Annotated in this window: 8 protein-coding genes and 2 tRNA genes; 8 read left to right on the top strand and 2 right to left on the bottom strand. The window is 59.8% G+C overall.

Annotation, left to right across the window (positions count from 1 at the left end; genetic code table 11):
• Positions 1-17: 17 nt before the first annotated feature.
• Positions 18-1,079, bottom strand: a complete 1,062-nt coding sequence (gene dinB, locus ACW55A_RS02830) for a DNA polymerase IV (protein ID WP_003364753.1) — start codon at positions 1,077-1,079, stop codon at positions 18-20.
• A 261-nt stretch (positions 1,080-1,340) separates the two neighbouring features.
• Here dinB and ACW55A_RS02825 point away from each other — a divergent pair.
• The 4 genes from ACW55A_RS02825 (at position 1,341) to ACW55A_RS02810 (ending at position 6,119) form a co-directional block, all read left to right on the top strand.
• A tRNA-Met gene (locus ACW55A_RS02825) sits at positions 1,341-1,417 on the top strand.
• A gap of 299 nt (positions 1,418-1,716) precedes the next feature.
• Positions 1,717-1,793 (top strand) — tRNA-Met (locus ACW55A_RS02820).
• A 349-nt stretch (positions 1,794-2,142) separates the two neighbouring features.
• A complete protein-coding gene (mprF, locus tag ACW55A_RS02815) occupies positions 2,143-4,785 on the top strand; it encodes a bifunctional lysylphosphatidylglycerol flippase/synthetase MprF (RefSeq protein ID WP_498810550.1) in 2,643 nt (880 codons plus the stop codon).
• The gene (locus tag ACW55A_RS02810) at positions 4,785-6,119 is read left to right on the top strand and encodes a virulence factor family protein (RefSeq protein WP_058398117.1); all 1,335 of its coding nucleotides are present in this window, start codon (positions 4,785-4,787) and stop codon (positions 6,117-6,119) included. Before mprF ends, ACW55A_RS02810 begins: the two co-directional genes overlap by 1 nt.
• An 87-nt stretch (positions 6,120-6,206) precedes the next feature.
• Here the strand turns inward: ACW55A_RS02810 and ACW55A_RS02805 are convergent, their stop codons facing one another.
• On the bottom strand, positions 6,207-8,102 hold the full coding sequence (locus ACW55A_RS02805; RefSeq protein WP_003433327.1) for a potassium transporter Kup: 1,896 nt from the start codon (positions 8,100-8,102) through the stop codon (positions 6,207-6,209).
• 333 nt (positions 8,103-8,435) lie between these two features.
• Here ACW55A_RS02805 and ACW55A_RS02800 point away from each other — a divergent pair, with 333 nt between their 5' ends.
• The 4 genes from ACW55A_RS02800 (at position 8,436) to ACW55A_RS02785 (ending at position 12,526) form a co-directional block, all read left to right on the top strand.
• Positions 8,436-9,527, top strand: coding sequence for a catalase family protein (locus ACW55A_RS02800; RefSeq protein WP_003364761.1), 1,092 nt, complete (start codon positions 8,436-8,438; stop codon positions 9,525-9,527).
• A 310-nt stretch (positions 9,528-9,837) separates the two neighbouring features.
• Complete coding sequence (gene rimO / locus ACW55A_RS02795; RefSeq protein ID WP_003433328.1) at positions 9,838-11,181, top strand: 30S ribosomal protein S12 methylthiotransferase RimO; 1,344 nt, start codon at positions 9,838-9,840, stop codon at positions 11,179-11,181.
• Positions 11,182-11,282: 101 nt separating this feature from the next.
• Positions 11,283-11,723 (top strand): GNAT family N-acetyltransferase, encoded by a 441-nt coding sequence (locus ACW55A_RS02790; protein ID WP_455808856.1) that lies wholly within the window; start codon positions 11,283-11,285, stop codon positions 11,721-11,723.
• A 92-nt stretch (positions 11,724-11,815) separates the two neighbouring features.
• Entirely contained in the window at positions 11,816-12,526 is a 711-nt protein-coding gene (locus ACW55A_RS02785) for an rRNA pseudouridine synthase (protein ID WP_003364769.1), read from the top strand.
• Positions 12,527-12,540: the final 14 nt, after the last annotated feature.

Raw genomic sequence — 12,540 nt, 5'->3', positions numbered from 1 at the left:
ATAACCGCGGCCAGTCATTATCGAGAGAACAATTCCAGTTGCTCATGGGCTGCACGCAGATCGTGCAAACGTACGCCTATGCCCAGCAAGCGAACCGGCTTGCCACCACGGGCGAACGCCTGAGCCAGCAACTGTTCATAGCTGCCCAGATCCCTGCCGGCTCCGGACTGCTCCAGAGTCGTCTGCGTAAAGTCGTGAAACTTCACTTTGACGAACGGCTTGCCGGGCCGGTACTGCCCTTCCATTCTGGCCATGCGGCCACTCAACGTTTCCAGCAGGTCCGGCAGCTTTTCCAGGCAGGCCGCCAGATCGGGCAGATCCGTGTCGTAGGTATTTTCAACGCTGACTGACTGACGTCGGCTGTCATTCTGCACGGGGCGGTCATCGATCCCGTGCGCCAGACTCCAGAGGCGCTCGCCAAAGCTGCCGAATTCCCGGACCAGCGCGAGCTTGCTGCGGCTTCGCAGGTCGGCGCAGTCGACGATACCCAGCCGGCCGAGTTTGTCTGCGGTGACTTTTCCGACGCCGTGAAGCTTGGTGACCGGCAAGGAAGCGACGAAATCCTCGACCTGATCCGGTGTGATGACGAACAACCCGTTGGGCTTTTTCCAGTCGCTGGCGATCTTGGCGAGAAACTTGTTGGGCGCAACGCCCGCCGACACGGTGATGTGCAACTGATTCGAGACCCTGCGACGGATGTCCTGCGCGATGCGCGTGGCACTGCCGGAAAAATGCCCGGCCTCGGACACATCCAGAAAGGCCTCATCCAGAGACAACGGCTCTATAAGGTCGGTGTAATCGCGAAAGATCGTGTGGATTTCCCGCGATGCTTCTTTATAAGCATCCATGCGCGGCTTGACGATGGTCAGGTCCGGGCAGAGTTTGAGCGCATGCCGGGACGACATGGCCGAACGCACCCCATAGGCGCGCGCCTCGTAATTACAGGTCGCAATCACCCCGCGCCGCTCCGCAGAGCCGCCTACCGCCAGCGGCTTGCCAGCGAGGTCGGGCTCGTCACGCATTTCAATGGCTGCATAAAAGCAGTCACAGTCGATGTGGATGATTTTGCGCTGCGTCATGACCTGATGGGATTTTGCAATCAATGGCCGCGCAGTATCTCATTCGTACCGCCAAGTAACATCCAATGATGCGAAAGGCCGCCATGAAAAGTAGTCAAAAGCCCATCACGCATGACCGAAAAAGCCGCAAAGCCCCGTCATGCAAGCGCCGATGCCGTGCAGACCGATCATTTGGTTCCGCTAAGCATTTGAAGAAAAAGCACTTTTTTAAAACTAACCATTGACACCTCGCCATCTCTCTGTAGAATGCCGCCACACAGACGCGGGATGGAGCAGTCTGGTAGCTCGTCGGGCTCATAACCCGAAGGTCGTCGGTTCAAATCCGGCTCCCGCAACCAAACATCAAGAAAGGCTACTCGAAAGAGTGGCCTTTTTTGTGTGCGCCTGAAAAGCACCCTTCTAAGGCCTGGACATGGACCATGCCTCGCGCAGATATAGATCGCTCCCGGCGACCTGCGGCAAATCCTGACAAAAGGCCTTACGCTTTCCTGATAATGCCCCACGCAAGCGCGCAGCCCTGAAAACTGCGCATCCGAACCCAATCGTGCAAAATCTGCACAATCTGCTACTCATTTGCAGGCTTTCCGGATTAAGGGTTGACACATCGGCGTTCGGCTGTAGAATGCCGCCACACAGACGCGGGATGGAGCAGTCTGGTAGCTCGTCGGGCTCATAACCCGAAGGTCGTCGGTTCAAATCCGGCTCCCGCAACCAAACATCAAGAAAGGCTACTCGAAAGAGTGGCCTTTTTTGTTTCCGGTAAAAAAGCAGTGCGGGCAACGGCTAACTGTCTGACAAAAAAGACTATTTCCAAAGCCCTTTGAAACCCTATCATCACATCTGTAACGTAATGCGTGCATTTACGACAGTTTTTGCGTGCGCTGCCGATAGGTGTTACTAAGCTGAATCACGACTGAACCGTAGCTGAACAGCATCACCCGGCTCGATTCGCTATTCGCTCGTTAGACGTTGACGCGCTAACATCCTGAAATATTTTCTGCGTAGGGATTGGTAACTTGGCTGCATACCTCCATCCTGTCGCGCACGATCCAAGGAGTGATTGATGCGCGACAACATGTCCGATTCCAATGAAACCATTGATGCAGAGCAACCCGTCAGCCCACCGCGCCATAACTGGCGGGAGCTGCTGAGCAAATACCGACAGCCCATCGGGCTGGCAGTGATGCTGCTGTTGTTCAGCCTGGCCCTTATAGCCTGCCGCCACATGCTGGTCGAAATGGACTGGTATGCGCTGCACGACTCGCTGTTCTCAGTCCCCCTGCCCGCCTTGGGCGGTGCGCTGCTCGCGGCAATCGTCGGGTATATCATCCTGATGGGCTATGAACTGTCGGCCAGTCGCTATGCCAATGTCGACCTGCCCATCAAGACGCTGCTTCTCGGCGGCTTCACCTCATTTGCCATCGGCAATGCGGTCGGCCTGTCGATGCTGTCCGGTGGCTCGGTGCGCTACAGGCTTTATTCACGCCACGGCGTAGGCGCAATCGAAATTGCCCGCATGACCGTGTTCGCCAGCCTGTCACTGGGTTGTGCGCTGCCGCCGCTGGCTGCACTGGCCACGTTGAGCAACCTGTCAGGCGCGTCACTGGCACTCAAGCTTCCCGTCGATGTGCTGGCTGTCGTCGCCACAGCAGTTTTGATCGGCAGCCTACTGCTGGCGGTGTTCGTCTACCGTCGCCGCCTGCCGGAACAGGACATCCCGCACAATATTCTGGTTCGTCTCGGTCGTCGTACCTTGCGCCTGCCGGATTTGAAGCTGACGCTGATCCAGCTGGTGATCACCGCGCTGGATGTCGCCGCCGCAGCGATGGTCCTGTACCTCCTGCTGCCGCACGCGCCGCCGCTGGGTGCATTCATCCTTATCTATCTGCTGGCCCTCGCTGCTGGCGTACTCAGCCATGTGCCTGGCGGCGTCGGTGTGTTCGAAGCGATTCTGCTCGCAGCCTTTGCCAACGAACTGGGTGCCGCCCCGCTCGCCGCTGCGCTGCTGCTGTACCGCCTGATCTACGTGATCCTGCCGCTGCTGCTGGCCTGCCTTACCCTGCTGTTTACCGAAGCCCAACGCCTGCTGCCGACCCGGCAGGCCATGCGCGTCGCCTCAGGGCTGGCGGCACCGATTCTGGCACTACTGGTTTTCTTGTCGGGGGTGGTGCTGCTCTTCTCTGGTGCCACCCCTGAAATCGATACCCGTCTGGAAAACGTCGGCTTCATGATCCCGCATCGACTGATCGATGCGTCGCACTTCGGTGCCAGTCTGGTGGGCGTACTGTGCCTGCTGCTTGCCCAGGGCCTGCGTCGGCGACTATCGGCCGCATGGATGCTGACTTCTATTTTGCTGCTGGTCGGTGCAGTGCTGTCGATACTCAAAGGCTTCGACTGGGAAGAGGCCAGCATGCTGCTGCTGACCGCCTGCCTGCTGCTGACCTTCCGCCGTTCGTTCTACCGTCCAAGCCGCCTGCTGGAGCTGCCGTTCTCGCCGGTCTACCTGATTGCCAGCATTTGTGTGGTCGGTGCCTCGATATGGCTGCTGCTGTTCGCCTATCAGGACGTGCCCTACAGTCACCAGTTGTGGTGGCAGTTCACCCTCGATGCAGACGCCCCGCGCGGCCTGCGTTCGGCGCTGGGCAGCGCAGTACTGCTGGTGGTGGTTTCGCTGACCTGGTTGCTGCGTACTGCCAGACCAGTCATCAAACTGCCCGACGCGGCAGATCTGGACAAGGCAGCCGAGATCCTCAAAGCATCCAAACAGCCGGATGGCGGCCTGGTGCTGACCGGCGACAAGGCGATCCTGTTTCATCCGGCCGGCAATGCATTCCTGATGTACTCGCATCGCGGCCGCAGTCTGGTGGCGCTTTACGATCCGATCGGCCCTACACAGCAGCGTGCCGAGCTGATCTGGCAATTCCGCGATCTGTGCGACGTGCACCATGCACGTCCGGTGTTCTACCAGGTACGTGCAGAAAACCTGCCGTTCTACATGGACATCGGTCTCACCGCCATCAAGCTGGGTGAAGAAGCGCGCGTCGACCTGCGGCGCTTCGACATCGACGCCAAGGGCAAGGAGATGAAGGACCTGCGTTACACCTGGAACCGGGGTGGCCGCGACGGTCTTTCGCTGGAAATCTACGAACCGGGCCAGGCGCCGATCGACGAGCTGAAAGTGATTTCCGACGCCTGGCTGACGGGCAAGAATGTCCGTGAAAAAGGCTTCTCCCTGGGCCGCTTCAGCACCGAGTACCTAAAGTACTTCCGCATTGCCATCGTGCACTTTCAGGGCAAGCCGGTCGCGTTCTCCAACCTGCTGGAAACCACCAGCCCGGAACTGGCCAGCCTTGACCTGATGCGCTCTCACCCGGATGCGCCCAAGCTGACCATGGAGTTCATGATGGTCGGCCTGATTCTGCATTACAAAGCCCAGGGCTACGCGCGCTTCAGCCTGGGCATGGTGCCTTTGTCGGGCCTGCAGCCACGACGCGGTGCACCCATCACCCAGCGTCTGGGTTCGATGATCTTCCGCCGTGGCGAACAGCTGTACAACTTCCAGGGGCTGCGTCGCTTCAAGGACAAGTTCCAGCCTGACTGGGAACCTCGTTATATGGCCGTGCCTGCCGGACTTGATCCGCTCGTAGCACTGGCTGACACCGCCGCCCTGATTGCGGGCGGCCTGACTGGATTGGTGAAACGCTGATGATTCGACGCTCCTGGCGCCTTTTGCTCGCAGCTCTGGTAATTGTTCTTTTAATCGTAGCGCTGGGAGTCTGGGTCTGGACCCGCCCCGCCCCGCCCGCATCACTGGAACACTCGAACCTTGACGGTGGCGCGCCGCTGACCAGCGTAACACCGGCCACCAGCATCAAGACCCGTATCGCACTGGCCGTTACCGCTGAAGACATGTTGACCGACAAGCAATTGCTGGCGATCAGCAAGGATGCGTCAGCACGCATCATTCAGGTAGTGTTGCCCAAGGACGACTGCGTCCTGCAGCAGAAGACCTTCCAGGACGCTCTGGCGAAGCTCGACGGCCCGGCAAAGGTCGTCGGTGGCATAGGCCCTGGGGCAACGCTGGCCTGGCGCTGGCTGGCCGGACAGACCGATGACAAGGCGCAGGCCATTTCCGTAGGTTTTGCGCTTGAACATGCCTCGAACCCGCCGCCTGTTGTGGAAGAGGACGAAAAGCCACCACAGATCTGTGACGTGCCACTGCCACAAAAGGCTGAGCACGGGCACTGGCTGGCCGCCTGGAATGACGCGCCGGATGATCCGAGCGCAGCGTTCGTGCGCGACCAGACCAACGCCGACACCAGCATCAGCGACTACGACATTCCGCTGCCTCAGGTGCTCAATACCGAACTTCGTCATCTGCTGCTCGGCGAGAATGACAGCGGCGGACTGGGCATACCAACGGTCGAAGTCCCGGCCAGCCAGCCTTCTGACACGGTGACGCTGTTCATGTCCGGTGACGGCGGATGGCGCGACCTGGACAAGGTCGTGGCTGGCGACATGGCCAAGATGGGGTACCCGGTGGTCGGCATCGATGTGCTGCGCTACTACTGGGAACACAAGACGCCGGAACAGACCGCCGTCGACCTCACCGACCTGATGAACCACTACCGTCAGAAATGGGGCACCAAGCGCTTCATCCTGGCTGGCTACTCGTTCGGTGCGGACGTTATGCCAGCCATCTACAATCGCCTGGCCGCAGACGATCAGAACCGGGTTGACGCAATCATTCTGCTGGCCTTCGCGCGCACTGGCAGCTTCGAGATTCACGTTGACGGCTGGCTCGGTAACGCAGGCAAGGAAGCCACCACCGGACAGGAAATGGCTAAGCTGCCAGCCGCCAAGGTGTTCTGCGTTTACGGCGTAGAAGAGAAGAAAGACAGCGGTTGCACCGACACCACCGCCGTTGGCGAAGCGGTTCAGTTACCAGGCGGTCATCACTTCGATGAAGACTACCCGGCACTGGCCAAACGTCTGATCGACGCGATCAACAAGCGTCAGGGCAAGACTACCGCTCAGTAACGCTGCAGTCTGCGACCCAAAAAAATCCCGGCACCGTGAGGTTGCCGGGATTTTTTTATCTGCGCTGCCGGACAACCCGGCCAACGTTTACATCTCCACTTGCGTACCCAGCTCGATCACCCGGTTGAACGGCAGCTTGAAGAAGCGCAGGTTGCCGTTGGCGTTCTTGAGCATGAAGGCGAACAACGCTTCACGCCAACGCGCCATGCCATCCATCTTGGACGGGATCACCGTCTCGCGGCTGAGGAAGTACGTGGTGCGCATCGGACTGAAGTCCAGCTCCGGCAAGTGACACAGGGCCAGTGCAGCCGGTACATCGGGCTCATCGATAAAGCCGAAGTGCAGGATCACCCGATAGAAACCTTCGCCATAGGATTCCACTTCGAAGCGCTGAGCGGACGGTACACGCGGCGAATCTTCATACACCACCGTCAACAGCACCACTTGCTCGTGCAACACTTGGTTGTGCAGCATGTTGTGCAACAGCGCATGGGGCACGGCATCCGAACGCGCCGTCAGGAACACTGCCGTGCCCTGCACCCGATGCGGCGGCTGGACGCGAATACTGCCGATGAAGATCGGCAATGGCAGGCCGCCCTCGTCGATTCGCTCCGCGAGCAATTGCTTGCCGCGCTTCCAGGTGGTCATGAGAATAAACAGCACCGCACCCGCCAGCACCGGGAAGGCCCCGCCCTGGAAGATCTTCGGCACGTTGGCCGCGAAGAACAGACCGTCCACCAGCAGCAGGCAGATCAGCAATGGAACGGCCAGCAATGGCGGCCATTTCCAGAGCATCAGCATGACCGTCGACACCAGAATGGTGGTGCAGAGCATGGTCCCGGTCACCGCCACGCCGTAGGCAGACGCCAGCGCGCCAGACGACTCGAAGCCGATCACCAGCAGAATCACGCCCGCCATCAGCGCCCAGTTGACGGCACCAATGTAGATCTGGCCTTGCGCGTCGCTGGAGGTGTGCTGGATGTGCATGCGTGGAATGTAGCCCAACTGGATCGCCTGCAGCGTCATCGAGAACGCGCCGGAGATCACCGCTTGCGAGGCAATGATGGTCGCCATCGTCGACAGACCGATCAGTGGCAGCAGCGCCCAGCCCGGCGCCAGCAGGTAGAACGGGTTACGAACCGTTTCAGGATTGCCCAGCACCAGCGCACCCTGACCGAAATAGTTGAGCAGCAACGCAGGCAGCACGAGGATGAACCAGGCACGTGAAATCGGCTTGCGGCCAAAGTGCCCCATGTCGGCATACAGCGCCTCGGCCCCCGTCAGGGCGAGCACCACAGCACCCAGAATGGCCACACCAATGCCCGGATGGATGATGAAGAAATTCACACCCCATGCCGGATTGACCGCTTTCAGCACTTCCGGCGACTGCATGATGCCATAGACACCCAGCGCACCGAGCACCAGAAACCAGGTCACCATCACCGGGCCGAACAGCACGCCGATGCGCGCGGTGCCATGACGCTGAATCAGAAACAGGCCCACCAGCACCACCAGCGCCATGGGCACGATCCAGTGATCGAGGCCATCGAACGCCAGTTCAAGCCCTTCCATTGCCGACAACACCGAAACTGCCGGGGTGATCATGCTGTCACCGTAGAACAATGCGGCGCCGAACAGTCCGAACACCACCATCATCATTTGCAGGCGGGGATGCTTGGCCGACGCACGCCGCGCCAGGGCCATCAGCGCCATGATGCCGCCCTCGCCCTGGTTATCAGCACGCAGGACGAACGCCATGTATTTGAAGGAAACCACCCAGATCAGCGACCAGAAGATCAGCGACAGTACCCCGAGAATCGCATCATGGGTCACTTCCACGCCGTACCCCCCCTGAAACACCTCCTTGAGGGTGTACAGCGGACTGGTGCCGATGTCGCCGTAAACCACACCGACTGCGGCGATCAGCAGTCCGATGGGCTTGGCAGCGCCTCCGGCCTCCGCATGACTGTTTGCTTGACTCATCCACTACTCCCGGAAACCAGACATGAGGTTCAACACTGAGAACATCACAAGGCGTAACAATTCAGATTCAGCCAGACATTGACATGCCTCGGCGCGATGGCGCGAAGCATAACGCAGCACTCGTCGTAATTCTTGGTGAAACGCAGATGGTTATATCGATCCGGCCTGCCACCACGCCTTGATCACGGCCCCTTGAAGCAGTTTTTCGAAGCAACATTTCTCATGGAACGACAAAAATATCGGCCGGTCATTACTTAAGCCTGCCGCATCAGGGGTCTTCAAGAACCGCATCGACGCCAGGGCACCCTGATCCCCTCCCACCGAGATGCTCTGATGACCACACAAAACCTGACTGTCCAGCCGTTACCCTTCCAGCCCTCGTTTGAAGTCGTTCCGGACGATGAAGCGCAGACCAGCAAAGAGCTGGTCGAAGCCATGCATTCCATCCTCGAGACCACGTATCAAGACACGGGGCACGCCATTCGCAGTGTGCACGCCAAGGCTCACGGCTTGCTTCACGGTCAGATTCAGGTCTACGGCGACCTGCCCGAGCCGTTGGCCCAGGGTGCCTTTGCCAGGCCCGGCAACTTCCCGGTCGTCATGCGCTTCTCGACCAACCCGGGCGACATTCTCGACGACAAGGTATCCACGCCCAGAGGCCTGGCCATCAAACTGGTCGGCGTCGAGGGCGCGCGCTTGCCTGGCAGCGCAGAGGCAACCACTCAGGATTTCGTCATGCAAAACGCCAAGGCCTTTACCGCCAAGGACCCCAAGGCCTTCCTGAAGACCTTGAAGTTGCTGGCCAAAACGACCGACAAGGCTCCGGGCATGAAACGTGCGTTGTCTGCCGTCCTGCGCGGCATTGAGTCGGTGATCGAGTCTGCAGGGGGCGAAAGTGGCACACTGAGAAGTCTCGGCGGGCATCCGATGACCCACATCCTCGGCGAGACGTTCTACACCGTCGTGCCTTTTCTGTATGGCCCCTACTACGCCAAGCTCAGCGTCGTGCCCGTCTCCGCCGAGCTGATTGCGCTGACCGACAAAGCGCTGGACCTCAAAGACAATCCGGACGGTCTGCGCGAAGCGGTCAAAGCGTTTTTTCTTGAACACGACGCCAGCTGGGAAGTCCGCGTTCAGCTGGCCACGGACCTGGAAAAAATGCCGATCGAGGACGCCTCGGCGATCTGGCCGGAAGACCTCAGCCCCTACGTCACCGTCGCTCGCATCGATGTGCCCCGCCAGTCGTCGTGGTCCGAGCAAAACGTTCAGGAAATTGACGAAGCCATGGCATTCAGCCCCTGGCACGGCCTTGAGGCACATCGTCCATTGGGCGGCGTCATGCGCGTACGCAAACCGGCCTATGAACACTCGGCGGGCTTTCGCAGTCAGCACAACGGCTGCCCGATGCATGAACCGCGGCGCTGAGAACATGTGAAAGTCAGTCCAGGCCCGTTCATGCGGGCTTGGACTGCATTCAGAATGTCTCAGTCGCACGCTGCAACCTCGCCATGCCCCTCAATACACTGCGTGTACCGAAGCTACTGTCGATCATAATGCGATCGAATGGGTGGGCGCTGACCCCGGCTGCGTCTCGCGTACGTCGTAATTCTCATGCAAACGCTGGTCATCCTGTCCACTCACCGCTAGAATTGCGCACTTTTTGATCAGAGGCGCAGCAAGCGCCCAGTCAGCGCCTGCGCTTCGCGTCCGGGTGCCCTTCACGCCGAGGTTTGCCATGTCCACCGTCACCACGCCGTCCGCCCCCAAGGTTGGATTCGTTTCACTGGGTTGCCCAAAGGCACTCGTTGACTCTGAACGCATCCTGACCCAACTGCGCATGGAAGGTTACGAAGTCGTTGCGACCTACGAGGACGCCGACGTGGTGGTGGTCAACACCTGTGGCTTCATCGATACGGCCAAGGCCGAGTCGCTGGAAGTGATCGGCGAAGCCATCAAGGAAAACGGCAAGGTCATCGTTACCGGCTGCATGGGCGTTGACGCCAATGTCATCCGCGACGTGCACCCCAGCGTGCTGTCGGTGACCGGCCCGCAGCAATATGAACAGGTGGTCAACGCGGTGCACGACGTAGTGCCGCCCCGCCAGGATCACAATCCGCTGATCGATCTGGTGCCGCCACAAGGTGTCAAACTGACCCCGCGTCACTACGCGTATCTGAAAATTTCCGAAGGCTGCAACCACAGCTGCAGCTTCTGCATCATCCCGTCGATGCGCGGCAAGCTGGTCAGCCGCCCGGTGGGCGATGTGCTGGACGAGGCCAAGCGCCTGGTAAAATCCGGCGTGAAGGAACTGCTGGTCATTTCCCAGGACACCAGCGCCTATGGCGTTGACGTCAAATACCGTACCGGTTTCTGGGACGGTCAGCCGGTCAAGACCCGCATGACCGAGCTGTGCCAGGCGCTGGGCTCGATGGGCGTCTGGGTGCGCTTGCACTATGTCTACCCGTACCCGCACGTCGACGAACTGATCCCGTTGATGGCCGCTGGCAAGATCCTGCCGTACCTGGACATCCCGTTCCAGCACGCCAGCCCGAAAATCCTCAAGCTGATGAAGCGTCCGGCCTTCGAAGACAAGACGCTGGCACGCATCAAGAACTGGCGTGAGCAGTGCCCTGACCTGATCATCCGTTCGACCTTCATCGTCGGCTTTCCCGGCGAAACCGAAGAAGACTTCCAGTACCTGCTGGACTGGCTGACCGAAGCGCAGCTGGACCGGGTTGGCTGCTTCCAGTACTCGCCGGTTGAAGGCGCGCCCGCCAATCTGCTGGACGCGGCCATCGTGCCGGACGACGTCAAGCAGGATCGCTGGGATCGTTTCATGGCTCATCAGCAGGCAATCAGCGCTGCGCGCCTGCAGATGAAGATCGGCAAGGAAATCGAAGTGCTGATCGACGAAGTCGACGATCGTGGTGCCGTGGGCCGCTGCTTCTTCGACGCCCCGGAAATCGACGGCAACGTGTTCATCGGCCTGGAAGACGGCAGTACCGTTCAGCCCGGCGACAAGATCATGTGCCGGGTGACCGATGCCGACGAATACGACCTGTGGGCCGAGATGCTCTAAGCGCTCGCCCTGGTTGCAAACGAAAGCCCTGCCCTTTAACCGGCAGGGCTTTTTTGTCTCCGGCTGTGGTCTATCCAGGACCAGCTGAAGGAGGACGCGAGATGCCGCTGTATACACCGGATACCCACGATTACCCGGAATTGACCGAGGTATGGGAACGCTCGGTGCGCGCGACCCATGACTTTCTGCCAGACGCCTACATCACCCGGCTCAAGGAGCTGCTGCCGCAGTATCTGGGCAGTGTGACCCTGTTCTGTACCCGGGATGAACAGCTCAACATCACCGGCTTTGCGGGCACGCGCAAGACCAGTCTGGATATTCTGTTCATCGACCCGGACCATCGCGGCCAGACGCTGGGCACGCAGTTGCTGGCTCATGCAATCGAGCAGTTCAATATCCGTGAACTGGACGTCAACGAGCAGAATACGCAGGCGTTGGGGTTTTACCGCAGGCATGGTTTCGAGGTTGTCAGCCGCGCTGAAGTCGATGGCCTGGGCCAGCCTTACCCCATGCTCAGAATGCGCCTGATCGATCGTCAATGACATCGATTGCAACGCAGATGCAATGTTGCCGCGATTAACCGTCGCCAGACGGTTACAATGGCGACTTTATTTTAGCAAACGGCTTTTTTGTCATGACAGACCCCATTCGCCTTTCCAAACGCCTAATCGAGCTGGTCGGTTGCTCCCGCCGGGAGGCCGAGCTGTTTATCGAGGGCGGCTGGGTCACGGTGGACGGCGAGGTCATCGAAGAACCGCACTTCAAGGTCAGCACCCAGAAAATCGAACTCAGCCCGGACGCCAAGGCCGACGCCCCGGAGCCGGTGACGATCATCCTGCACAAACCCGCCTCGGCAAGCGCCGAAGAGGCTTTGCAGATGATCACTCCGGGCACGCTTTCCGTAGAGCACAGCTACAGCAAGCGTCCGCTCAAGGGCCACTTCATGCGCCTTGAGGCGATTTCAAGCCTGCAGGCCAACGCCAGCGGCTTGATGGTGTTCAGCCAGGACTGGAAGATCCTGCGCAAGCTCACCGATGATCGCAGCAAGATCGAGCAGGAATACGTGGTGGAGATCTCGGGCGAGATGGTTGCTCATGGCCTCAACCGGCTGAACCACGGCCTGACTTACAAAGGCAAGGAGCTGCCGGCCGTGAAAGCCAGCTGGCAGAACGAGAACCGCCTGCGCTTTGCGATGAAAAATCCGCAGCCCGGCATCATCGCCCTGCTGTGCGAGGCCGTCGGCCTGAAGATCGTCGCCATCCGCCGTATCCGTATTGGCGGCGTGTCCATGGGCAAACTGCCCGAGGGCCAGTGGCGCTACATGACGGCCAAGGAAAAGTTCTGACCCTCGCGCCACCC

Source organism: Plantibacter cousiniae (nom. nud.) (genome assembly GCF_977070315.1).
The sequence above is the reverse complement of the archived record's forward strand: the minus strand, read 5'-3'. Positions and strand labels throughout refer to the sequence as shown.

Excerpts from the sequence above, each read along its gene's own strand:
- ACW55A_RS02805 (WP_003433327.1), bottom strand. The coding sequence starts at position 8,102 with ATGAGTCAAGCAAACAGTCATGCGGAGGCCGGAGGCGCTGCCAAGCCC.
- ACW55A_RS02785 (WP_003364769.1), top strand. The coding sequence starts at position 11,816 with ATGACAGACCCCATTCGCCTTTCCAAACGCCTAATCGAGCTGGTCGGT.
- mprF (WP_498810550.1), top strand. The coding sequence starts at position 2,143 with ATGCGCGACAACATGTCCGATTCCAATGAAACCATTGATGCAGAGCAA.
- ACW55A_RS02790 (WP_455808856.1), top strand. The coding sequence starts at position 11,283 with ATGCCGCTGTATACACCGGATACCCACGATTACCCGGAATTGACCGAG.
- rimO (WP_003433328.1), top strand. The coding sequence starts at position 9,838 with ATGTCCACCGTCACCACGCCGTCCGCCCCCAAGGTTGGATTCGTTTCA.
- ACW55A_RS02810 (WP_058398117.1), top strand. The coding sequence starts at position 4,785 with ATGATTCGACGCTCCTGGCGCCTTTTGCTCGCAGCTCTGGTAATTGTT.
- ACW55A_RS02800 (WP_003364761.1), top strand. The coding sequence starts at position 8,436 with ATGACCACACAAAACCTGACTGTCCAGCCGTTACCCTTCCAGCCCTCG.
- dinB (WP_003364753.1), bottom strand. The coding sequence starts at position 1,079 with ATGACGCAGCGCAAAATCATCCACATCGACTGTGACTGCTTTTATGCA.